General features: G+C 58.3%; 21 protein-coding genes, 2 tRNA genes and 1 pseudogene. 23 read left to right on the forward strand and 1 reads right to left on the reverse strand.

Annotation, left to right across the window (positions count from 1 at the left end; genetic code table 11):
- Nucleotides 1-292: 292 nt before the first annotated feature.
- Nucleotides 293-1,195 (forward strand): GNAT family N-acetyltransferase, encoded by a 903-nt coding sequence (locus tag ACYVIS_RS19980; RefSeq protein WP_232744463.1) that lies wholly within the window; start codon nucleotides 293-295, stop codon nucleotides 1,193-1,195.
- Between the two features lie 13 nt (nucleotides 1,196-1,208).
- Here ACYVIS_RS19980 and ACYVIS_RS19985 read toward each other — a convergent pair.
- A tRNA-Ser gene (locus ACYVIS_RS19985) sits at nucleotides 1,209-1,298 on the reverse strand.
- Between the two features lie 234 nt (nucleotides 1,299-1,532).
- On the opposite strand from ACYVIS_RS19985, the gene ACYVIS_RS19990 reads away from it, so the two are divergent.
- The 22 genes and pseudogenes from ACYVIS_RS19990 to ACYVIS_RS20095 all read left to right on the forward strand — a co-directional run bounded on the left by ACYVIS_RS19990 (nucleotide 1,533) and on the right by ACYVIS_RS20095 (nucleotide 23,398).
- Nucleotides 1,533-2,510 (forward strand): NAD(P)H-quinone oxidoreductase, encoded by a 978-nt coding sequence (locus tag ACYVIS_RS19990; protein ID WP_232744462.1) that lies wholly within the window; start codon nucleotides 1,533-1,535, stop codon nucleotides 2,508-2,510.
- Between the two features lie 197 nt (nucleotides 2,511-2,707).
- Nucleotides 2,708-3,460 carry a triose-phosphate isomerase gene (tpiA, locus tag ACYVIS_RS19995; RefSeq protein ID WP_232744461.1) on the forward strand — a complete coding sequence of 251 codons (753 nt, stop codon included), beginning with the start codon at nucleotides 2,708-2,710 and terminating at the stop codon, nucleotides 3,458-3,460.
- Between the two features lie 17 nt (nucleotides 3,461-3,477).
- Nucleotides 3,478-3,978 (forward strand): preprotein translocase subunit SecG, encoded by a 501-nt coding sequence (secG, locus tag ACYVIS_RS20000; protein WP_232744460.1) that lies wholly within the window; start codon nucleotides 3,478-3,480, stop codon nucleotides 3,976-3,978.
- Between the two features lie 154 nt (nucleotides 3,979-4,132).
- A tRNA-Leu gene (locus ACYVIS_RS20005) sits at nucleotides 4,133-4,217 on the forward strand.
- Nucleotides 4,218-4,569: 352 nt separating this feature from the next.
- Nucleotides 4,570-6,162, forward strand: a complete 1,593-nt coding sequence (locus ACYVIS_RS20010) for a serine hydrolase (protein ID WP_232744459.1) — start codon at nucleotides 4,570-4,572, stop codon at nucleotides 6,160-6,162.
- 443 nt (nucleotides 6,163-6,605) lie between these two features.
- A complete protein-coding gene (locus ACYVIS_RS20015) occupies nucleotides 6,606-7,745 on the forward strand; it encodes a porin (RefSeq protein WP_460874873.1) in 1,140 nt (379 codons plus the stop codon).
- Between the two features lie 316 nt (nucleotides 7,746-8,061).
- Nucleotides 8,062-8,421: an NADH-quinone oxidoreductase subunit A gene (locus ACYVIS_RS20020; RefSeq protein WP_232744457.1), complete on the forward strand. Its 360-nt coding sequence runs from the start codon at nucleotides 8,062-8,064 to the stop codon at nucleotides 8,419-8,421.
- Between the two features lie 68 nt (nucleotides 8,422-8,489).
- On the forward strand, nucleotides 8,490-8,966 hold the full coding sequence (locus tag ACYVIS_RS20025; protein WP_132584364.1) for a NuoB/complex I 20 kDa subunit family protein: 477 nt from the start codon (nucleotides 8,490-8,492) through the stop codon (nucleotides 8,964-8,966).
- Nucleotides 8,967-9,014: 48 nt separating this feature from the next.
- Nucleotides 9,015-9,626, forward strand: a complete 612-nt coding sequence (locus ACYVIS_RS20030) for an NADH-quinone oxidoreductase subunit C (protein WP_232744456.1) — start codon at nucleotides 9,015-9,017, stop codon at nucleotides 9,624-9,626.
- Nucleotides 9,627-9,629: 3 nt separating this feature from the next.
- On the forward strand, nucleotides 9,630-10,886 hold the full coding sequence (locus tag ACYVIS_RS20035) for an NADH-quinone oxidoreductase subunit D (RefSeq protein WP_232744455.1): 1,257 nt from the start codon (nucleotides 9,630-9,632) through the stop codon (nucleotides 10,884-10,886).
- Between the two features lie 124 nt (nucleotides 10,887-11,010).
- Complete coding sequence (gene nuoE, locus ACYVIS_RS20040; protein WP_232744454.1) at nucleotides 11,011-11,505, forward strand: NADH-quinone oxidoreductase subunit NuoE; 495 nt, start codon at nucleotides 11,011-11,013, stop codon at nucleotides 11,503-11,505.
- Nucleotides 11,502-12,869: an NADH-quinone oxidoreductase subunit NuoF gene (gene nuoF / locus ACYVIS_RS20045; RefSeq protein WP_232744453.1), complete on the forward strand. Its 1,368-nt coding sequence runs from the start codon at nucleotides 11,502-11,504 to the stop codon at nucleotides 12,867-12,869. The genes nuoE and nuoF overlap by 4 nt, the downstream gene beginning before the upstream one ends.
- A 15-nt stretch (nucleotides 12,870-12,884) precedes the next feature.
- A complete protein-coding gene (gene nuoG / locus ACYVIS_RS20050; protein WP_232744452.1) occupies nucleotides 12,885-15,212 on the forward strand; it encodes an NADH-quinone oxidoreductase subunit NuoG in 2,328 nt (775 codons plus the stop codon).
- Nucleotides 15,213-16,286: an NADH-quinone oxidoreductase subunit NuoH gene (gene nuoH / locus ACYVIS_RS20055; protein ID WP_232744451.1), complete on the forward strand. Its 1,074-nt coding sequence runs from the start codon at nucleotides 15,213-15,215 to the stop codon at nucleotides 16,284-16,286.
- 18 nt (nucleotides 16,287-16,304) lie between these two features.
- Nucleotides 16,305-16,793, forward strand: coding sequence for an NADH-quinone oxidoreductase subunit NuoI (gene nuoI, locus ACYVIS_RS20060; RefSeq protein WP_232744450.1), 489 nt, complete (start codon nucleotides 16,305-16,307; stop codon nucleotides 16,791-16,793).
- 18 nt (nucleotides 16,794-16,811) lie between these two features.
- Nucleotides 16,812-17,453 carry an NADH-quinone oxidoreductase subunit J gene (locus ACYVIS_RS20065; protein WP_232744449.1) on the forward strand — a complete coding sequence of 214 codons (642 nt, stop codon included), beginning with the start codon at nucleotides 16,812-16,814 and terminating at the stop codon, nucleotides 17,451-17,453.
- Nucleotides 17,450-17,758 (forward strand): NADH-quinone oxidoreductase subunit NuoK, encoded by a 309-nt coding sequence (gene nuoK / locus ACYVIS_RS20070; protein WP_232744448.1) that lies wholly within the window; start codon nucleotides 17,450-17,452, stop codon nucleotides 17,756-17,758. The genes ACYVIS_RS20065 and nuoK overlap by 4 nt, the downstream gene beginning before the upstream one ends.
- 16 nt (nucleotides 17,759-17,774) lie before the next feature.
- Nucleotides 17,775-19,796 (forward strand): NADH-quinone oxidoreductase subunit L, encoded by a 2,022-nt coding sequence (gene nuoL / locus ACYVIS_RS20075; protein WP_232744447.1) that lies wholly within the window; start codon nucleotides 17,775-17,777, stop codon nucleotides 19,794-19,796.
- Nucleotides 19,797-19,807: 11 nt separating this feature from the next.
- Nucleotides 19,808-21,295, forward strand: a complete 1,488-nt coding sequence (locus ACYVIS_RS20080) for an NADH-quinone oxidoreductase subunit M (RefSeq protein WP_232744446.1) — start codon at nucleotides 19,808-19,810, stop codon at nucleotides 21,293-21,295.
- A 12-nt stretch (nucleotides 21,296-21,307) separates the two neighbouring features.
- Entirely contained in the window at nucleotides 21,308-22,798 is a 1,491-nt protein-coding gene (gene nuoN, locus ACYVIS_RS20085; RefSeq protein WP_460874874.1) for an NADH-quinone oxidoreductase subunit NuoN, read from the forward strand.
- A 63-nt stretch (nucleotides 22,799-22,861) separates the two neighbouring features.
- Nucleotides 22,862-22,975: pseudogene (locus ACYVIS_RS20090) on the forward strand (DUF2818 family protein); the annotation flags it as partial.
- A 168-nt stretch (nucleotides 22,976-23,143) separates the two neighbouring features.
- On the forward strand, nucleotides 23,144-23,398 hold the full coding sequence (locus ACYVIS_RS20095; protein WP_460874879.1) for a DUF2818 family protein: 255 nt from the start codon (nucleotides 23,144-23,146) through the stop codon (nucleotides 23,396-23,398).
- Nucleotides 23,399-23,405 lie beyond the last annotated feature (7 nt).

Here is a 23,405-nt window from a genome sequence, read left to right on the forward strand (position 1 = left end):
AACCCGCTTGATTGTTGCTGGAACCAGTTTAGGGAGCAAGGTGTATTCTTGTCAATATGCTCCTTGTTTTTGTCCATATTATGGAACTTGAATATCGGCCGGGATGGTGCGCGCCGTTTGGTGGGGTTTTCGCCAGGGCGACCATAGGAAAAGAGGTTTGTCCACGCGACACTCTTGGTGCAACTGATTGTTTTTCGAGACGGGGTGTGGGGGTATAACATAAAAGACCAGGCGGCGCGGCGCCAAAAGGCGCCATGACCTGTCTAAAAGGTTCCTCTGAAGGAGTTGCCCAATGTCACTCATCTACAGGCCCGCCCAGGCGCAAGATTTGGCGACGACCGAGGCGCTGGTTGTTGCCAGTATCAACGACCTTACCGAGCGTCATGGCTTTGGCTCGATGGCGACTCCGAGCCCGCCCAACTTTCAGCTGTTCTCGCTCAAGGACGACCCCGGCGGCCTATGGATCGCGCAGGACGGCGGCGACATTCTCGGTTTTGCCTGGAGTTGGGTGTGCGGAAATGTCTGGTTTCTCGCTCAGCTATTCGTCGATCCCTCCCAACAGGGTCGCGGCATCGGGAACGAGCTATTGAAACTGAGCTTGGAGCACGCCCGGAAATCAAGAGCGGATCACAAGGCATTGATTACTTTTGCCTTCAACCGTGTGTCGCAGGGCCTCTACATCCGGCACGGCTTCTTCCCCAGGATGCCGGTTTATTTTTTCGGCGCCGCGCGTGAGCGGGTGAAGGCCGGTTTGCCGGGATTGCCATTGCGCAGCATGGCAATCGACGACACAGACCAGCACATGCAAAGGCTTGCCGAGATCGACGTTCGCGCTGTGGGCGTCGCGCGCGAGAAGCATCACCGCTACCTGCTCAATGACCCGGGGACCACAGGTGTCATGCTCTGCGCCGGCGGCGAGTGCGTTGGCTACGCTTACATTGGTCCCAGCGGGCATGTCGGGCCCCTCGCGGTCACGCGGGCTGACGTCCTTGCGAGCGCCTTCGCAACGGCGTTGAAAATAGCGGCCGACAAGCCCTCGGAGAAAATATCGGCGTTCGTGCCGGGCACATGCGACAGCGCACTGCGCCTTGCGGTCGATTGCGGCATGCGCATCACCGTTCCGATGCTGCTGATGGCGTCGCCTGGCTATGGCGCCTGGACGCAATATCTGCCGCGCAATCCGGGCTTTATGTGATCATAAATGTTCTTGGCGGAAGCGGTGAGATTCGAACTCACGGACGGGTTGCCCCGTCGCTGGTTTTCAAGACCAGTCCATTCAACCGCTCTGGCACGCTTCCATTGAGATGTTCATCCGCAAGGCGCTTGAGGCTTGGGAGTGCCAGGCCGACCTTTCAGAAGGACGTGAGTTTAGCCGATGCGTACCCGCTTGTGGGCGGAATTGGCGTTTTTGTCGCAAAAAGTATGGGAAATCGCCGGCTTTTATCGTTCGTCCGGCAAGTCCCAGGCCGCGGACTGAAGTTATTGCCGCATAGGCGATAATGCCGTTTTTGCCAAGCATACAAGGAGTTGTCATGAAAGCCGTGGAAATTTCGCATCCAGGGGGGCCCGAGGTTTTGGTCCTGGTTGATCGCCCTGTGCCCGAGCCCAAGGCCGGTGAGGTGCTGATCAAGGTTGCCGCTGCCGGAGTCAACCGTCCCGACGTGTTCCAGCGCAAGGGCAATTATGCGCCGCCGCCGGGCGCGTCCGATTTGCCTGGGCTGGAGATCGTGGGCGAGATTACCGGAGGCGACGCCGCTGCAGGCGGCTTTAAGCTGGGCGACAAGGTGTGCGCACTGATTGCCGGAGGCGGCTACGCGGAATATTGCACGGCCCCCGCAGCCCAGTGCCTGCCGGTTCCCGCGGGATTGAGCGACATCGAGGCGGCCGGCTTGCCCGAAACGTATTTCACTGTCTGGAGCAATGTTTTCGACCGCGGCCAATTGTCGGCCGGCGAAACCTTGTTGGTGCATGGCGGAGCCAGCGGTATAGGCACCACGGCCATTCAATTGGCCACTGCCCTGGGTAATAAGGTATACGCTACGGTGGGCAGCGATCAGCGCGCACGCGCCGTTGAAGCTCTGGGCGCTGTCCTGGGCATCAATTACCGTACCCAGGATTATGTCGAGGAAATCAAAAAGGCGACTGGCGGCAAGGGTGTCGATGTCGTGCTGGATATGGTGGCGGGCGACTACATCAACCGCAACCTGGGCTGCCTGGCCGACGACGGCCGCATTGTGATTATTGCGCTGCTGGGCGGCAACAAGGCCACCATCGATTGCGGACAGGTGTTGCGCCGGCGCCTGACCGTTACAGGCTCTACGCTGCGCCCGCGCCCGGTCGCCTTCAAGGCGGCCATTGCGCAATCCTTGAGGCAGCGGGTCTGGCCATTGCTGGAAGCCGGGAAAATCAAGCCTATTGTGCACGCCACGTTTCCTTTGGCAAAAGCGTGCGATGCGCACGCCATGATGGAAGCCGGGGAGCAGATCGGCAAGATCATCCTGACGGTATAGGTGGCGCGGGCGTTCGTGGGGGAGGGGGCGGGCAGCCCGGGCCGCTCCTTTGCGACGGTATCGCGCCTGCTGTTTCCAAGCCTGCCGCTGCTTGCTAAAATGGAACGATTAGGCAATTGGGTTCGCGGCAGGATACAATGCCGGGTTTACCCGATTTTTTGGATTGGCCTTGGGGCCTGTCCGCGTATTTGGACGACATGGCTACAGCACCTTCTCGAGCGCGCCTTGTAATAGGCAACTGGAAAATGCACGGCAACCTGGCGGCAAACGCCTCTTTGCTGGCCGATTTGCGGGCGGGCGTTGCTTCTGTTGCCCTCAAGGGCGAAATCGCCGTATGTGTGCCCTTTCCGTATTTGGCCCAAACCAGCGTGGCGTTGGCAAGCAGCCCTGTTTCCTGGGGTGCGCAAGACCTCAGCGCTCAGGCGCAGGGTGCATTTACCGGTGAAGTATCGGCCGTCATGCTGAACGATTTTGGATGCCGGTGGGTTCTGGCCGGGCACTCCGAGCGCCGTTCCCTGCACGGCGAAACCGATCAGCAGGTTGCCGACAAGGCGTCTGCGGCGGTCAAGGCCGGCCTGACGCCCGTGGTGTGCGTAGGTGAAACTCTGTCTGAGCATCAGTCGGGGCAAACGCAGGCAGTCATTGCCCGCCAGTTGGCACCGGTGCTGGCGCTGGGCGCCCAGGCCATTGCCAAAATCGTACTGGCTTACGAACCCGTGTGGGCAATAGGAACCGGCCGTACCGCTACGCCCGAGCAGGCCCAGGAAGTGCATGCGGCCATACGTGCCAGCCTGGTCGCGGCAGGGGCGGGGCAGAACCCTATTTTGTACGGCGGCAGCGTCAAGGCATCCAATGCCGCCAGCCTGTTTGCCATGAGTGATATCGATGGCGCCCTGGTGGGCGGCGCGTCACTGGTGGCGGAAGAATTTTTACGTATTGCGGCCGCATAGGCTTCGGAGTTTTTTAAATGCAATGGTTGTCACCCGCTCTTCTGGCGATTCAAGTTATTACGTCGCTGGCTATTATCGTGCTGGTCTTGCTGCAGCAAGGCAAAGGCGCCGACATGGGCTCCGCATTTGGCGGCGGCTCCGCTGGCAGCCTGTTTGGGGCAACCGGCGCGGCCAACTTCCTGTCGCGCACTACCAAATGGGCCGCGATTGTCTTCTTTGCATCGACGGCCGGCCTGGCTTATGTTGCCCATCATCCCGCTTCGTCGATTCTTGAGGGCGGCGTAATGCAAGGCTTCAAGCAGGCTCCCGCTCCGGCGGCTCCTGTGGGCTCGGCTGTGCCTTCGGTTCCGGGCAGCAGCGTGCCAGCGGCGAAACCCGCTGCGGGCGGCACATCGCCTGCCGTGCCGGGCGCCAGCGCCATACCCACTGTTCCCAGCACGTCTTCGGCGGTGCCGGCAGCGGCCGAGGGCGCAAAGCCGGCAAGCTCCTCGGACAAGCCGGCGGGTCAGTCCAAGTAAGGGTCTCAAGAGGGGCGGGATCGGCCCCGCAATGCCTTGTAAGCATGCTTGAAAAGCACCGGCAGGTGCGTCCGGGAAGTAGCCGGAAATCATGCTAGAATACCGCTCTTTGCACAGGGCGCAAGCCAGGAATCGCGCCCTGCAAGCAGAATTAGCCGACGTGGTGAAATTGGTAGACACGCTATCTTGAGGGGGTAGTGGCGAAAGCTGTGCGAGTTCGAGTCTCGCCGTCGGCACCAAATATCTAATAAGTAGCTTATCTAATAAGTAGCTTTAGTAAGTCGATCAACCCGCATCTTCACAGGAAGGCGCGGGTTTTTTTATTGCGCTGCGGCCTTGCGACGTTTGTCTTGTGCGTTCTTGCACGTTTGACTTCGCGTGCCTGGCTCACTTCGTCTTGGCCTTTGCTCGTTGCGCTGATTGAGACTCCAGGAATAGACTCCGAGACGCCAGGTCTAACGTCGGCATTCCATCTGCACATATACTTTCGACTCAATGACGGGGCTCCCGACCCTAAGCTATGGCTTTTTAGATCAACCAGCAGGGGTGCGCCGCGCACCCCTGCGCATTTTATAAATAAAGGGGTTCCTAATGCATGTCGCAGCCATCAAGGATCTAGCCAGGATGTTGCGCCTGTCGGCACTGACGGTAGCCCTCACCGTGGCGGCACCTGTCCTGGCGCATCAAACCCTGGTCGACGTAGGCAAGACGCCGGGGCAGGATGTCGTTGCAATGGCAGACAAGGGCCTGGACAAGGCGATTGCCGCGCTCCCTGAAATCGTGGCAAGCATTCTGAAGCGTAGCGGGGTTCCGGGTGCGGCAGTGGCGGTGGTGCACGGCGGCAAGACTATCTTTGCGCAAGGATTTGGCGTCCGCCAGTTGGGCAAGCCCACGCCTGTCGACCCCGGCACGGTGTTCCAGATTGCCTCGGTCTCCAAATCGCTCACCGCTTCGGTCATCGCCGTCGAGGTCAGTAAAGGGGTCGTGGCCTGGGATGATCCCGTCGCCCGTTATCTGCCCGATTTCAAGCTTAGCGACCCTTATGTCGCCAAGCACGCGACGATAGGCGACTTCATGGCGCACCGTACCGGGCTGCCCTTCGCCGCCGGTGACGAGCTCGAGGACCTTGGCTATGATCGCACGCAGATCATCCAGCGGCTCAGTCATTTGCCGCTCGATCCGTTCCGCGCGTCCTATCACTATGCCAATTTTGGCACGACGATCGCCGCCGAAGCCGTTGCGGTGGCCGCCGGCAAAAAATGGGAAGACCTGGCCGCGCAAGCGCTGTTCAAACCCCTGGGCATGACCTCCACCAGCTCGCGCCACGCCGATTACCTTGCACGCGACGATCGCGCGGTGTTGCATGCGCTGGAAGGCGGCAAGTTCCAGCCGCTGTTCGATCGCAATCCGGATGAACAGTCTCCGGCGGGCGGCGTATCCTCCACCGTGCTGGATCTGGCGAAATGGCTCGAGTTCCTGCTGGCCAACGGGCAGCATGACGGCCGGCAACTTGCGACGCCCGACGCCCTGCGAGCCGCAATGAGCCCGCATTCTTTCAGTGCGCCGGCGCACAGCCTGGATGCCCGGCCCGGATTCTATGGCTACGGCTTCAATACCGGCATCAACGCCAACGGACGCACGAGCTTCAGCCATTCCGGCGCCTTCCTGCTGGGGGCGGCCACGTCCTACCTGATCATCCCTTCGGCGGACATCGGTATTGTGGTACTGACCAACGGCAGCCCGGTCGGCGCAGCCGAAAGCATAGGTATGCAATTCATGGACATTGTGCAATACGGCGAGCCCCTGCGCGACTGGTATGCCGCCTACAACGGCCTGATGCGTCCGTTTTTCAATCCGGTGGGCGATCTGGCCGGCAAGAGGCCCCCGGCCCAAGCTCAGGCTCCGGGGGCGCTGGAGAGCTATACCGGCCATTATAAGAATGCCTATTTCGGTGCGGCGGACATCAAGATCGACAAGCAACAGTTAGTACTGACGCTGGGGCCCAGGCACGAACGTATCGTCATGGCGCACTGGGACGGGGATACCTTCGCCGTCGCTCCCCGTAGTGAAAACGCGCCGGAAGGTTCCCGTTCGTCCGTACGTTTCTTGATGAAAGATGGCAAAGCCCGTGGTTTCACCATTGAATATCTGAATCAGAACGGTATGGCCACCTGGCGGCGCTAGGGCGTTAATGGGGGAGGGTGGCTGCAAGCGCCTCCCCTGGGAAATCGCCTTCCAGTAAGTCGCATTACGGCAAATCCGAGTTATGGCAAATCGGCTTTTTTGGCTTTAAAAACTTCCATGGAAACCTCAATGGAAACAAATATTTATTTCGATAAGCTCGAATAAATCTAGATAGAAATAAATCCCGCTGATATGGGAAAAAATGTGGCTGGGATGCCACATAATAACAAGGGTAAACCCTTATGTTTTTAGGGTCAAAAAGCGGGTTTGTTGTGTGAATCCAACGATTATCAGGAAAAGTTAAGCTTTTGCCCTCAGGACAATAGCCAGCGGCCCCGAATTTTGATGCAATAGCACCAACTTCCCATCGCGGAGTTAGAAAGAGTGGCAGGACATAAGATTGATCGCTGCTCTCGTTACTCAAATCTACGGAGATTTCATAAATGAAAAAGACTCTGCTCGCTGCTGCTCTAATCGCTGGCTTTGCTGGCGTTGCTCAAGCAGAAACGTCGGTTACCCTTTACGGGATCATCGACACAGGTATCGGCTACAACCAAGTCAAAGGCACTGTTGACGGCGCTGACTACAAATCCAGCAAATTCGGCGTGATCAACGGCGTTCAGTCCGGCAGCCGTTGGGGCCTGAAAGGTTCCGAAGACCTGGGTGACGGCCTGCGCGCTGTGTTCCAATTGGAAAGCGGTTTCGACAGCTCGACTGGTAAGAGCGCTCAAGGTGGCCGTTTGTTCGGTCGTCAAGCTACTATCGGTCTGGCCGGCGACAGCTGGGGTCAATTGGATTTCGGTCGTCAAACCAATATCGCCTCCAAGTACTTGGCTGGTATTGTTGATCCGTTCAACAACGGTTTCGGTCAAGCCAACGTCGGTACGTCGTTCAGCTCGGCCAACACCCTGCGTCTGGACAACATGGTCTTGTACCAAACCCCGAACTTCTCTGGCTTCCAGTTCGGCGTAGGCTATTCGTTCAATGCTGACGGTGCTCAAAACTGGAACACCACCACTGGTGCCGGTGGTCTTAATCCTAACGACAGCAACAAACGTGTCGTGACCACTGGTCTGCGTTATGCCAACGGCCCCATCGGCGTTGCCCTTACGTATGACAACATGCACGTAGGCAGCAATGTTGCCGCCAACGGCGGCAGCAGCGTGAATGTTTCCGAGTGGAACTTGGGCGCCAGCTACGACTTTGAAATCGTCAAGGCTAGCCTGGCTTTCGGTCAAACGCGTAACGGCTGGTTCCAAGGCACAACCTACGACAGCAACATCGCCACCCCGACTCTCGGCGCCGCACAAGGCCTGAAAGTTAATTCGTACTTGGTTGGCTTGAGCGCTCCCGTTGGTAACGGCCGCGTGTTGGCATCCTGGCAAATGGCTGATCCTCGCAACGCTCCCGACTCGGCGAACGGTACCAGCCTGAGCAAAATGCAAACATACAGCTTGGGTTACACCTACAATCTGTCCAAGCGCACCAACCTGTATGCAATCGGTTCGTACTCCAGGCACGTTGCATTTGCAGACGACCTGAAATCGACCGTTCTTGGTGTCGGTATCCGTCACCAGTTCTAATCGGCCGGCATAGCTTGTCTATGCACCGAGGCAGCCCAGCTCATCGGGCTGCCAACAGAACTGGCATGGGCTTCGGTTCATGCATGAAAGCCACCCTTCGGGGTGGCTTTTTGCTGGGTACTGTTTTTATCGAAAACTGATCCCGCCTGTGTGGCGGCGGTAGCGGCAATCGGGCCAGGGCGGGTGCGTTTTTGACGCTGCGGCAAAAAAATAACATCGATGTCCGCATTTGTTTCAAAGCCGTGTTTGTTCAGCCGAATGACACACTCAAAATGCTACAATCTATAAGTTTACATATTGCCATTGGATGCTTTGCATGAATCTGCAAGAGTATTTTCCTGTACTGCTGTTTATTATCTTTGCAACCTTGGTGGGCATGGCGCTGTTATCGGGCGGCCGCCTGCTTGGGCCGCACCGCCCCGACGCGCAAAAGCTCTCGCCCTACGAGTGCGGTTTCGATGCATTTGGCGATTCGCGCATGAAGTTCGATGTGCGGTATTACCTGGTGGCCATTTTATTCATTTTGTTCGATCTGGAAATCGCGTTCCTGTTTCCCTGGGCGATCGCCTCCGGTGCGGTAGGCATGGTGGGTTTCTGGACCGTTATTGTGTTTCTTGCGGTGTTGACGGTGGGCTTCATCTACGAGTGGAAACGAGGCGCCCTCGATTGGGAATAAGGTCTTTCGTTCGACGGCGGCGCCGCGTGCCGCACCTCACACCGATTACGAGTAATTAGGCAACAATCATGGCTATCGACGGCATTCTCAAAGAAGGTTTCATCACCACCAGCGCAGATAAATTCCTGAACTGGGCCAAAACAGGGTCCTTATGGCCCATGACCTTCGGCTTGGCCTGTTGCGCGGTCGAAATGATGCACGCCGGCGCGGCGCGCTACGACCTGGACCAGTTCGGCATTATTTTTCGTCCCAGCCCGCGCCAGTCCGACCTGATGATCGTGGCGGGAACCTTGTGCAATAAAATGGCACCGGCCCTGCGCAAGGTCTACGATCAAATGCCCGAGCCGCGCTGGGTTCTGTCCATGGGCTCGTGCGCCAATGGCGGCGGCTATTACCATTATTCGTATTCGGTGGTGCGGGGCTGCGACCGTATCGTTCCGGTCGATGTCTACGTGCCGGGCTGTCCCCCCACGGCCGAGGCGCTGGTCTATGGCTTGCTGCAAATGCAGAACAAAATCCGCCTGACCAATACGATTGCTCGCTAGGCTGCTTCGGCGAGCCTCTTATTCACGTTCATAAGCTAGTAAGTAACTATGACTCGGCTTGATACGCTAAAAACACATTTGCTGGCCCAGTTTGGCGACGGCATTGCGCTTAAAGGCGCCTTGAACGAGCTTACGCTCGAAGTCGCCGCCGATCAGTGGGTAGACACGTGCAAGACTTTGCGTGACGCACCCGCGCTGCATTTCGAAACCTGCATGGACCTGTGCGGGGTCGATTATTCCGCATGGGGGGCACCCACTTTTGCTGTCGATCCCGGCCGGCATCCGCAGCGCTTCGCCGTCACCATCCACCTGCTGTCCATTGAGCACAACTGGCGCCTGCGGGTGCGCACCTGGGTGCCGAACGACGAATTTCCCCTGCTGGATTCGCTGGTCGAGGTTTGGCCCTGTCTCAACTGGTACGAGCGCGAAGCGTTTGATTTGTACGGTATTGTGTTCGAAGGGCACCCTGATTTGCGCCGCATCCTGACCGATTACGGCTTTATCGGGCATCCTTTCCGCAAGGATTTCCCCCTGTCCGGCACGGTTGAAATGCGCTACGACCCTGAACAGCAGCGCGTGGTGTATCAGCCCGTCACCATCGAGCCGCGTGAAATCACGCCGCGGGTGGTGCGCGAGGAAGGTTACGGAATAGGGCGTTAAGACATGGCTGAAATAAAAAACTACACCCTTAACTTCGGGCCGCAGCACCCCGCGGCGCATGGCGTGCTGCGCCTGGTGCTCGAGCTGGACGGCGAAGTCATTGAACGCGCCGATCCGCACATAGGCTTGCTGCATCGGGCCACCGAAAAGCTGGCCGAGCATAAAACCTATTTGCAGGCCTTGCCGTACATGGACCGCCTCGATTACGTGTCCATGATGTGCAACGAGCACGCGTATGTCATGGCGATCGAAAAGCTCATGGGCATACAAGTGCCATTGCGCGCGCAATACATACGCGTCATGTTCGACGAGATTACGCGCCTGCTCAATCATTTAATGTCGCTGGGTTCGCATGCGCTCGACGTCGGCGCCATGGCGGTTTTCCTATATGCGTTCCGCGAGCGCGAAGACCTGATGGATTGCTACGAGGCCGCCTCGGGCGCCCGCATGCATGCGGCCTATTATCGTCCGGGCGGTGTGTACCGCGATTTGCCGGACTCCATGCCGAATTACGGGCAGAGCAGCAAGTACCGCGGCGAAAAAGAAGTCCGCGCCATGAACGAGGCCCGTTCGGGCTCGCTGCTCGATTTCATCGAAGATTTCACCAATCGTTTCCCCGCCTGCGTCGACGAATACGAAACGCTGCTGACCGATAACCGCATCTGGAAGCAGCGCCTGGTCGGCATCGGCGTGGTAAGCCCCGAACGCGCCAAGGCCTTGGGCTTTACCGGCCCCATGCTGCGCGGCTCGGGTGTGGTCTGGGATTTGCGCAAAATGCAGCCCTACGAAGTCTACGACAGGCTCGATTTCGATATTGCCGTCGGCGTCAATGGCGACTGCTACGACCGCTATCTGGTGCGCATCGCCGAAATGCGTGAAAGCAATCGCATTATCCGCCAGTGTGTTGAATGGCTGCGCAACAATCCCGGCCCGGTCATTGTCGACAACCACAAGGTGGCGCCGCCATCGCGCGAGCGCATGAAAACCGGCATGGAAGACCTCATCCACCATTTCAAGCTCTTCACCGAAGGCTTCCATGTGCCCGAAGGCGAAGCCTACTCGGCCGTGGAGCATCCCAAGGGCGAGTTCGGGATTTATCTGATTTCCGATGGCGCCAACAAGCCTTATCGCCTGAAAATACGTGCGCCGGGTTTTGCGCACCTGGAATCTCTCGACGAAATGGCGCGCGGCCACATGATTGCCGATGCCGTAACCATTATTGGGACTCAAGATATTGTGTTTGGCGAAATCGACCGCTAGCCGCTCGATCGTTAACAGCCTGATCGTTAACTGTTTAGCAGTAAGTCGTTAGCAGCCTGATCGTTAACTATTTAGCAGTATGCTGCTAAAAGTCGTTTTGCCAAGGAACAACCGGATTCAAACTATGCTTCTTTCCGAACAAGCCTACCAGAAAATCGATAGGGAACTGACCAAGTACCCCGGCGACCAAAAGCAATCCGCCATCATGGCGGCGCTCACCATTGCACAGGACGAAAAAGACTGGGTGTCGACCGAGGTGATTGAAGATGTGGCGAGCTATCTGGGTGTAGCCCCCATCGCGGTGCAGGAAGTCGCCACCTTCTACAATATGTTCAATACCAAGCCGGCGGGGCGCTTCAAGCTGTCGGTGTGCACCAATCTGCCCTGTGCCTTGCGCGACGGCGTCAAGACCGCCGATTATCTGAAGCAGAAGCTGGGCATCGATTTCCAGGAAACCTCGGCCGATGGCCTGTTCACCCTGGTGGAAGGCGAGTGCATGGGCGCTTGCGGCGATTCGCCGGTGCTGCTGGTCAACAACAAGCATATGTGTGTGCGCATGTCGCAAGACAAGATCGATGCCATGATTCAAGAACTTACACAGCACGGAGAATCGGCATGAGTGCGCCGGAGCTATTGCAGAAATTCTCCCAGGGCCTGGTGGCTGACCCGGGCAACGACTTGTCGCGCAGCATGCTTTTCCACGATCGCCATATCAAGCCGCAAATCGTGGCCGGCCTCGACGGCAGCAATTGGCGGCTCGACGACTACGTCAAGCGCGGCGGCTACGAGGCCTTGCGCAAGATCCTGACCACCGGCATGAAGCCCGAGGATGTCATCGCCGAAGTCAAGGCGTCGGGTTTGCGCGGCCGCGGCGGCGCGGGTTTTCCGACCGGCCTGAAATGGAGCTTCATGCCGCGTACCTTCCCCGGCCAGAAGTACCTGGTCTGCAACTCCGACGAGGGCGAGCCCGGCACATTCAAGGATCGCGACATCCTGCGTTTCAATCCGCATATCGTCATCGAAGGCATGGCGATTGGGGCGTATGCGATGGGCATCAGCGTTGGCTACAACTACATTCACGGCGAAATCTTCGAGGTCTACGACCGCTTCGAAGAGGCGCTGGCCGAGGCGCGCGCGGCGGGCTTCCTGGGCGACAAGATCCTTGGTTCCGATTTCAATTTCCAGCTGCATGCCTTTCATGGCTATGGGGCTTATATCTGTGGTGAAGAAACGGCCTTGCTGGAATCGCTCGAAGGCAAGAAAGGCCAGCCGCGCTTCAAGCCGCCATTTCCGGCCAGTTTCGGCCTGTATGGCAAGCCCACCACCATCAACAATACCGAGACCTTTGCCGCGGTACCCTGGATCATTCGCAACAGCGCCCAGGAATACCTTGAAATCGGCCTGCCCAACAATGGCGGCACCAAGCTGTTTTCCATCACCGGCGATGTCGAGCGTCCGGGCAATTATGAAATTCCCCTGGGCACGCCGTTTTCGACGCTGCTCGAGCTGGCCGGCGGCATGCGCGGCGGCCGTGCCCTGAAAGCCGTGATTCCAGGCGGTTCGAGCGCGCCGGTACTGCCGGCGAGCATCATGATGGACACCACCATGGATTACGACTCGATCTCCAAGGCCGGCTCCATGCTCGGTTCGGGGGCGGTCATCGTCATGGACGACACTCGCTGCATGGTCAAGTCGCTGCTGCGCTTGTCGTATTTTTATTTCGAAGAAAGCTGCGGTCAATGCACCCCATGCCGCGAGGGTACGGGGTGGCTTTATCGCATGGTCAACCGGATCGAGCATGGGCAGGGCCGGCCCGAAGACCTCGAGGTTCTCGACTCGGTGGCCCTGAACATCATGGGGCGTACCATTTGCGCGCTGGGTGATGCGGCAGCCATGCCGGTACGCAGCTTTATCAAGCACTTTCGCGACGAGTTCGCACACCACATCGAGCATAAAAGCTGTGTGGTGCCTAAATATTTGTAGGGTCAGGACACGCTAATGGTTGAACTCACCATCGACGGCAACAAGGTTGAAGTCCCCGAGGGCAGCATGGTCATGCATGCCGCCAATAAACTCGGCTTGTACGTGCCGCATTTCTGTTATCACAAAAAGCTTTCGATTGCGGCCAATTGCCGCATGTGCCTGGTCGAAGTCGAGAAAGCGCCCAAGGCCATGCCGGCCTGCGCCACGCCCGTCACCAACGGCATGGTGGTGCATACCGCCTCCGACAAAGCCGTGGCGGCGCAAAAAAGCGTCATGGAATTCCTCCTGATCAACCATCCCCTGGATTGCCCCGTCTGCGATCAGGGCGGCGAGTGCCAGTTGCAGGATCTGGCCGTGGGCTATGGTTCCTCGGCTTCGCGCTACAAAGAAGAGAAGCGGGTAGTCTTCCACAAGGAAATGGGGCCTCTGGTATCGGCCGAGGAAATGCAGCGCTGCATACACTGCACCCGCTGTGTGCGCTTCGGCCAGGAAATCGGCGGAGTCATGGAACTGGGCATGGTCAATCGCGGCGAGCACTCCGAGATCACGTCTTTCGTGGGCCGTGCGGTCGAGTCCGAGTTGTCGGGCAATATGATCGACATCTGTCCGGTGGGCGCGCTGACCTCCAAGCCGTTCCGCTATACCGCGCGTACCTGGGAATTGGCGCGCCGCCGTTCGGTCAGCCCGCACGATAGCCTGGGTGCGAACCTGGTCGTGCAGGTCAAGGGCGATCGCGTCATGCGTGTCGTGCCTTTTGAAAACGAAGAAATCAACGAATGCTGGATCAGCGATCGCGACCGCTGGGCCTATGAAGGCCTGTATACCGAAGATCGTCTGAAACATCCCATGATCAAGGGTGCCGATGGCCAGTGGCGTGAAGCATCCTGGAGCGATGCCTTGCAGGCGGCCGTCAAGGGGCTTGGCCAGGTGCGCGATCAGCACGGCGCGAGCCAGATCGGCGCATTGGGTTCCCAATACGCCACGACTGAAGAACTTGCCTTGCTGGCGCGCCTGACTCGCGCCCTGGGCTCGGAGAACGTCGATTTCCGTTTACGCAATATCGATCCCGACCTCGATCATGCCCTGACCGGCGTACCGTGGCTGGGCATGCCCATCGCCGAAATTGGCCAGCTCGACCGGGTCCTGGTCGTGGGCTCGTTCCTGCGCAAGGACCATCCCCTCATCGCTCAGCGCCTGCGCCAGGCCGCCAAGCACGGCACGCAGATTTCCTTTATCGATGGCGCCGCCGACGATCCCCTGTTCCCCGTGACCGCGCGCCTGACTGTCGCGCCCAGCCTGATCGCGAACGCCGTGGCCGAGGTGCTGGTCGCCGCGGCGCAGGCCACCGGCCAGGCCATTGCGACCGAGCTCGACTCAGTCCAGCCGTCCGAGGCCGCGCGCAGCATCGCTGCCAGCCTGGCATCGGGCCAGAAAGTGGCGGTGCTGGTGGGCAATCTCGCGGTCGCCTCCGACCGGGCCACCTTGATTGCGGCGAATACGGCGGCCTTGGCCCGGGCGGTCAAGGGCAAGTTCGGTTTCCTGATTCCCGGCGGCAATACGGTGGGCGGTTATCTGGCGGGCGCCACCCCCGGGCCTGGCGGCCTGAGCGCGACGCAGATGCTCACGCAGCCGCTCAAGGCTTACCTGGTAGTGCATGCCGAGCCGGAATTCGATGCCGACAACGGCGCTCGCGCGGTCGAGGTTCTGAAGGCGGCGGAGTTTGCCGTGGCGCTTACTTCATACCGTTCGACGGCCCAGGAATGGGCTCATATCATGCTGCCGATTTCACCTTTTACCGAAACCTCGGGCAGCTTCGTCAATGCCGAAGGGCGCGTGCAGAGCTTCAAGGGGGCGACCGCTCCCTACGCCGATACGCGGCCGGGTTGGAAGGTTTTGCGGGTTTTGGGCAATGTGTTCCAGTTGCCGGGCTTCGACGACGAGACCTCCGAAACAGTGCGCGATACCGTCATGGTGGGCGGTGTGGACAGTCGCCTGGGCAACGAGGTTCGCGGCGAAGTCGGCCTGGGTGCCAAGCTTCCCGGCCTGGAGCGTCTGGCCGATGTGCCCATTTACCGCAGCGACGCCATGGTGCGCCGCTCCGGGCCCTTGCAGGCTACGGCCGCTTCGCAGGCACCCTCCGCCCGCATGAGCTCGAGCACCCTGGCAAGCCTGGGCGTGCAATCGGGCGATGCGGTGCGCATCCGTTCCGCGCAAGGTGAAATCACCTTGCCGGCGCTGCTCGATGATGCGGTCGCCGAAGGGGCGGTGCGAGTGGCGGCGGCGTTTGCCGAGACGACAGCCCTGGGCAGCGCCTTCGGCCAACTTTCCGTGGAGCGTGCATAAATGGAATGGCTACAGATTGTTGAAAGCTACGGAACCGGCCTGATCGGGCCGACTGCCTGGCTGGTGGTCTGGACACTGGTCAAGATTATCGTGATCGCCGTACCCATTATTTTGTGCGTGGCCTATCTGACCTACTGGGAGCGCAAGCTGATCGGCGCCATGCACGTACGCCTGGGGCCCACGCGCGTGGGCTACAAGGGTTTGCTGCAGCCCTTTGCCGACGTGTTCAAGCTGCTCACCAAAGAGCTCATTGTTCCGAGCAAGGCCAACAAGGTGCTGTATGTGCTGGCCCCTGTGGTCACTCTTATGCCGGCGCTGGCCGCCTGGGCGGTGATTCCCTTCGGCCCCGATCTGGTCCTGTCCAATGTCAATGCCGGTTTGCTGTATGTCATGGCGATTACCTCGGTCGGGGTGTATGGCGTGATTGTGGCCGGCTGGGCGTCCAATTCCAAATACGCGCTGCTGGGCGCCATGCGCGCTGCCGCACAGATGGTGTCTTACGAATTGGCGATTGGTTTTGTCATGATCACCGTGCTGCTGGTGTCGGGTACGCTCAATGTCAGCGGCATCGTGGTTGGGCAGACACACGGCTGGTTCGCCGATAAAGGCCTCAACTTCCTGTCCTGGAACTGGCTGCCCCTGTTGCCGCTGTTCGTGATTTACGTGGTTTCCGCGGTGGCTGAAACCAACCGCCATCCCTTCGACGTGGTCGAGGGCGAATCGGAAATCGTGGCCGGCCACATGGTTGAATATTCGGGCATGGGTTTTGCCCTGTTCTTCCTGGGCGAATACGCCAACATGATTCTGTTGTCATGCCTGGCATCCATCATGTTTCTGGGCGGCTGGACGCCACCCATAGAAGTCGCGCCCTTTACCTGGGTGCCGGGCTGGCTGTGGCTGGGCCTTAAAACGTTTTTTGTGGTTTCGCAATTCATTTGGTTTCGTGCGACGTTTCCCCGCTACCGCTACGATCAGATCATGCGCCTGGGCTGGAAGGTATTCATACCTCTGACCGGCGTGTGGCTGCTGATTGTGGCGATCTGGATGCAGACGCCCTGGAATATTTGGCATTAATGCTGCCGGAGGCTTGATATGGAAGCAATTAAGGATTTTTTCGGCAGCCTGATGCTGTCGGAAATGCTCAAAGGGATGCGCTTGACGGGCAAGTACTTGTTCAAGCGCAAGATCACCTTGCGCTACCCGCAGGAAAAAACGCCGGCGTCGCCGCGCTTCCGCGGCCTGCACGCTTTGCGCCGCTACCCCAACGGAGAAGAGCGCTGTATTGCGTGCAAGCTGTGCGAGGCGGTTTGTCCGGCCCTGGCCATTACGATCGAGTCCGAAGAGCGCGATGACGGGTCGCGGCGCACCACGCGCTACGATATCGATCTTGCCAAGTGTATTTTCTGCGGTTTCTGCGAAGAAAGCTGCCCGGTGGATTCCATCGTCGAAACCCATATACACGAATATCACGGCGAAAAACGGGGCGACCTGTATTTCACCAAAGATATGCTGCTGGCGGTTGGCGACCGCTACGAGTCCGAAATCGCGCGTCGCCGTGCCGAAGACGCCCCTTATCGTTGAACGTCGGGACCCCGCTCCATGATTTTTACTTCTGTCCTGTTTTACTTATTGTCCCTGGTGCTGGTGATTGCGGCCTTTCGCGTCATCACGGCTACCAGCCCTGTTACGGCGGTGCTGCACCTGATCCTGGTGTTCTTTACCGCGTCGATGCTCTGGATTCTCCTCGGCGCAGAGTTCCTGGCCTTGCTGCTGGTGCTGGTTTATGTCGGCGCCGTGATGGTGCTGTTCCTGTTTGTGGTGATGATGCTCGATATACGCATGGCCGCCTTGCGCGAAGGGATCAAAACCTATCTGCCGGTGGGCCTGGTCATCGGCCTGGTCATGGTGCTCGAAATGGCTTTCGTGCTGGGCCGTTCATGGTTCGGCGCGGGCGCCGCGGCGCCGGCGGCGGCCGATTACAACAATACGCATGCCCTGGGCGTGGTGATGTACACCAATTATGTATACGCCGTCGAGATCGGCGCCGTGATTCTGCTGGTGGGCATGATCGCCGCCATTGCGCTGACCATGCGCGAACGCCGCGATGTCAAGTACAACAGGCCGGGCGATCAGGTGCGCGTGCGCGCCCAGGATCGTTTCCGCATGGTCAGCATGCCGGCGCAGGTCGAACCTGGTGAGCAGCCGCAGGCTGGCGCCGACGAACAGGGGAAATCAAAATGACAATTACTCTGGCTCATTACCTGATACTGGGCGCAATTTTGTTTGCGATCGGCATCTTCGGTTTTTTTCTGAACCGCCGCAATCTGATCATCTTGCTGATGTCGATCGAGCTCATGCTCTTGGCGGTAAACATCAATTTCGTGGCATTTTCCAGTTGGTTCGGGGATCCCGCAGGTCAGGTGTTTGTCTTTTTCATCCTGACCGTGGCGGCCGCCGAAGCGGCCATCGGCCTGGCTATTCTGGTGTTGCTGTTCCGCAATCTGAATACGATCAATGTCGAAGAACTCGATCATCTCAAGGGTTGATGGGACTGCATAGAATATGAATTCACCTACTCTATATCTTGTTATCGCCCTGGCGCCGCTCGTTGGCGCCTTGCTGGCCGGCTTGTTCGGCACCAATTTTCTGGGGCGTCAGGTAGGCCGCGCGGCCTCCCACTACATCACGATCGTCGGCGTTGCCATTTCCTTCATAGGTTCGGTGGTCGTGCTGTTCCAGGTGCTGGCCGGCCACACGTTCGACGGGACTATCTACACCTGGAGCGTTATCGGCCACGCCCAGCTGAACATCGGCTTCCTGATCGACCCCTTGTCGGCACTGATGATGACGGTGGTGACCTTCGTATCGCTGATGGTGCACATCTATACCATCGGCTATATGGCGGACGATCCCGGTTACCAGCGTTTCTTTTCGTATATATCGCTGTTTACCTTCTCCATGCTGATGCTGGTCATGTCCAATAACATGCTGCAGCTGTTCTTTGGCTGGGAGGCGGTAGGCCTGGTGTCTTATTTGCTGATCGGCTTCTGGTATACCCGGCCAACCGCCATTTTCGCCAGCCTGAAGGCGTTCCTGGTCAACCGCGTGGGCGACTTCGGTTTTATATTGGGCATAGGCTTGCTGTTTGCCTATACGGGCAGCATGCACTACGGCGATATTTTCGGCCAGGCCGACAAGCTGGCCGGCGTCGCCTTTCCCGGGACGGATTGGCAATTGCTTACCGTGGCGTGTATTTCATTGTTCGTCGGCGCCATGGGCAAATCGGCGCAAGTGCCTTTGCATACCTGGCTGCCCGATTCCATGGAAGGCCCCACGCCGATCTCGGCTTTGATCCACGCCGCCACCATGGTCACGGCGGGCATCTTCATGGTGGCCCGTTTTTCGCCGGTTTTCGAGCATTCTTCAACGGCCCTGTCGTTCATGATCATCATTGGTGCGATTGGCGCCTTGTTCATGGGCATATTGGGCATTGTTCAAACGGACATCAAGCGCGTCATTGCCTATTCGACTCTGTCGCAGCTGGGCTATATGACCGTGGCGCTGGGCGCCTCGGCGTATTCGGTCGCCATCTTCCACCTGATGACGCACGCTTTTTTCAAGGCGCTGCTGTTCCTGGCGGCAGGTTCGGTCATTATCGGCATGCATCACGATCAGGACATCCGCAATATGGGCGGCCTGCGCAAATACATGCCGGTTACCGCGATTACCTTTCTGCTGGGCACCCTGGCGCTGGTGGGTACGCCGTTCTTCGCCGGGTTCTATTCCAAAGAACACATCATTGAAGCCGCCGGCGCGGCGAACGTCTGGGGAGCGGGCTTTGCCTATTACGCCACACTGATCGGCGTCTTCGTGACGTCCTTGTATTCGTTCCGTGTGTACTTCGTGGTTTTTCACGGCAAGGAACGCTTCGATACCAGCGGCCATGGGCACGAGGCGCATGCGGACGGGCATGGAGACTCCGACGGGCACGACGGGCATCACGGCGGAATACCGCACGAGTCGCCCTGGGTCGTTACCTTGCCTTTGATTTTGCTGGCCATCCCATCGATCGTTGCGGGGGCGCTGTTCATCGACCCCTTGTTATTCGGCGGCTACTTCAAGAACGCGATCGCGGTCTTGCCGCAACATCCGGCGATGGCCGATCTGGCCGAACATTGGCACGGCTGGGTGGCTTATGCCTTGCACGGCTTCACATCGACCGCATTCTGGCTGATGATCGCGGGTCTGGTCGTGGCGTGGTACTGCTATCTGGTCAATCTCAAGGTGCCGGCAGCCATCCAGAGCAAACTGGCCGGGCTCAATACTGTGCTCAATAACAAATATTATGCGGACTGGTTCAACGAACAGATCGTGGCGCGCGGCGCCCGCTGCCTGGGGCGCGGCCTCTGGCAGGGCGGCGATCGCGCGATGATCGACGGCTTTATCAACGGTAGTGCCCGTGTAGTGGGCTGGACCGCGGCGATCGGCCGCCTGGTCCAGTCCGGGTTCATTTATCACTACGCCTTTGCGATGATCATCGGCATCATGGCTCTTATAACCTTTTTCGTGCTGACGGTTCACTGATGGCTGGCGATATGGCATCTTCTACTATTCCTTGGCTGACGCTTTCAATTTTCGTACCGATTGTGGCGGGCTTGTTTGTATTGCTGCTGGGCAGCGACGACCGGCCTCAGTTCACGCGCAAGCTTGCGCTGGCGGGGGCGGTGCTGGGCTTTCTGGTTACGCTGCCGCTTTATACCGGGTTCAATTCGGCAACCGCCGATATGCAGTTCGTCGAGAACGTTCCCTGGATCGCGACTTTCGCCATCAATTACCACTTGGGCGTAGACGGCATTTCCTTGTGGTTCGTTTTGCTGACTTCGTTCATCACGGTGATCGTGGTGCTGGCGGGTTGGGAATCGGTGACTCAGCGTGTGGCGCAATATATGGCCGCCTTCCTGATTCTGTCGGGATTCATGGTCGGTGTATTCGCGGCGCTCGACGGCATGCTGTTCTACGTGTTCTTTGAAGCCACGCTGATACCGATGTACATCATCATCGGGGCGTGGGGCGGTCCGAACCGCGTGTACGCCGCCTTCAAGTTCTTTTTGTACACCTTGCTGGGTTCCTTGCTGACACTGATCGCGTTCCTGTATTTGTGGCATGCATCGGGCGGTTCGTTCGATATCCTCACCTGGCAGCAGACCAAGCTGGGTTATACGCCGCAGATCCTCGTATTCATTGCCCTGCTGGCGTCGTTCGCCGTCAAGATACCGATGTGGCCGGTGCATACCTGGCTGCCCGACGCGCACGTTGAAGCGCCAACGGGCGGTTCGGTCGTGCTGGCGGCCATCATGCTGAAGCTGGGTGCCTACGGGTTCATGCGGTTTTCCCTGCCGATCGCGCCCGACGCTTCGCATAGCCTGGCGGGGCTGATGATTGCCTTGTCCATCATTGCGGTGATATACATCGGCCTGGTGGCCATAGTGCAAGACGACATGAAAAAGCTGGTTGCTTATTCGTCGGTCGCGCACATGGGCTTCGTCACCCTGGGTTTCTTTATATTCAATACCGCCGGCCTCGAGGGTGCGATTGTGCAAATGATCTCGCACGGCTTCGTATCGGCCGCCATGTTCCTGTGCATAGGCGTGCTGTACGATCGGATGCACACGCGCCGCATTGCCGATTACGGCGGTGTCATCAACACCATGCCGCGTTTCGTGGCGTTCTTTGTGCTGTTTTCCATGGCCAATTGCGGCTTGCCCGCCACCAGCGGGTTCGTTGGCGAGTTCACGGTCATCATGGGGGCGGTCGAACATAATTTCTGGATCGGGCTTCTGGCGGCTACCGCCTTGATCTGGGGGGCTTCCTACTCCTTGTGGATGCTCAAGCGCGTGGCTTTCGGAGGAATTGCAAACGAGCGTGTCAAAGCCATGACTGACTTGAGCAAGCGCGAGTTTTTCATAATGGGCATTATGGCGATATTGGTATTGTTTATGGGGATCTATCCCAAACCATTCACAGATGTCATGCACGTGTCGGTTCAGGCCTTGTTGCAACACGTCTCCATTTCGAAACTGTAGGCCTAGATCACTATGCAAAATCCATTTCAATTAGCCTTGGCGACTCCCGAGATTCTGCTACTGGTGCTGGCGGCAGTGGTATTGATGTTCGATGCCTTCAACAAGTCGAAAGAGCGTCACCTGACCTTTCTGCTGACCATCGGCTCCCTGATCGTCATGACGGCGGTTTCATTGTGGCAATGGCACGAGGGCGTTTCGGGCCACGCGTTCCACGGCTTGTATGTGGCCGATTCCTTATCTCATCTTCTTAAAATAGCGTCGTACCTTGCGGTGGCGGCGGTGCTCATATATGGCCGCGATTATGCCGAACAGAATGATGTACTGCGCAGCGGCGGCGAGTTCTATTGCCTGAGCCTGCTGACCCTGCTCGGGCAGATGGTCATGATTTCGGCCGGGAGCATGCTCACGATTTATCTGGGCATCGAACTGATGTCCTTTGCCCTGTATGCCTTGATTGCCCTGCGCCGCGACAATACCGCTGCCATTGAAGCCGCCATGAAGTATTTTGTGCTGGGCGCATTGGCATCGGGCATTTTGCTCTACGGCATATCGATGATATACGGAGCAACGGGGCACCTCGACCTGGAGCAAGTCGCGCAAGTCATCAGCAGCGGCAAAGCCCAGCGCCTGCCCCTGGTTTTCGGGGTGGTATTCATTGTTGCGGCCTTTGCCTTCAAGATGGGGGTGGTGCCGTTTCATATGTGGGTGCCCGATGTCTACGATGGCTCGCCCACCGCGGTCACTCTTGTTCTGGGAACCACTCCCTACCTGGCGGCATTTGCCGTAATGCTGCGCTTTCTTATCCAGGGCCTGCATGGCATTGCGCTCGACTGGCAGCCGATGTTGCTGATCCTGGCTGTGCTGTCTCTGGGGGTCGGCAATATCGTGGCCATTGCCCAAACGAACTTCAAGCGCATGCTGGCCTATTCCATGATTTCACACATGGGCTATGTGTTCCTGGGTTTGCTGTCGGGGGTCGTGCCTGGCCACTCGCAGGTCATTGAGACGGCCTATGGCGCCTCGCTGTTTTATCTGCTCATTTATGTCTTTTCAACGTCGATCACCTTCGGCCTTATTGTGCTGTTAAGCGGCAAGGGCTTCGAATGCGCTGAAATCGCTGATCTCAAAGGCTTGAACCGGCGCAGTCCCGTGTTGGCCGGTGCCTTGCTGGCATCGATGTTTTCCCTGGCGGGGATTCCGCCTTTTGCCGGATTCTATGCGAAACTCAGCGTGCTGCAAGTGCTGATCGGTGCCAACCATGTGGCGATTGCCGTCGTGGCCGTCATGTTTTCCCTGATTGGCGCATTTTTCTACTTGCGTGTCGTCAAGGTGGCTTATTTCGACGAACCCGATAGCGATGCCGTCGAGATCCAGAGCGGCAATGGCGTGATCCCTCGAGGTTTGATGTCTCTGAACGGTTTGCTGCTATTGCTGTTCGGTATCCTGCCTGGTGGCTTGATGGCCTTATGCATCAAGGTGGTTGAAAGTTCATTGAAGTTTTGAATGTTTCATTTCAGTAGGGGTGGGCCTTGTGCCCGTCCATGAGCAGAGGTTTCAAGGAAGGGCATGGATCAGTCGTCGGCCGTTTGGATATTAATAGCGCTTGCACTCGTGACGGCCAATCTGCCCTTTGTGGTGGAGCGGTCTTTTCTCGTACTGCCCTGGGTGCAGATTGGCGAACACAAGCGCCCGGCCTGGCTGCGCTGGATCGAATCCCTGGTTTTCTTTTTGCTGTTGGTGGCGCTGGGTTACGCCGCCCTGGCGCTGATTGGCCGGACCTTTGTCAGCGGCTCCGACGTGGCCTCGGCTGCGCTGTTCCTGCTGAAAGTAATTGGGGTGTTTGCGGTGGTGGCCTTGTTGCTGGCGTATTCGGGCTGGCGCAATAAAGGGCATGAACTCAATAAGTCCTTTTTCGTGCGTCTTATCGAAGTGCTGGTTTTCTACGCCCTGGTAGGCACGCTGGGTTTTGCCTTCGAGGCAAACATAGGCAACGCATTTCAACAGACCTGGGAGTTCTATGTGGTGACGCTCAGCCTGTTCCTGGTGCTGGGTTATCCGGGTTTTGTCTACCGCTATCTGCTGCATCGCCGCAAGAAATCGTAAGGGCGGG

This window comes from Paralcaligenes ginsengisoli (genome assembly GCF_054781135.1).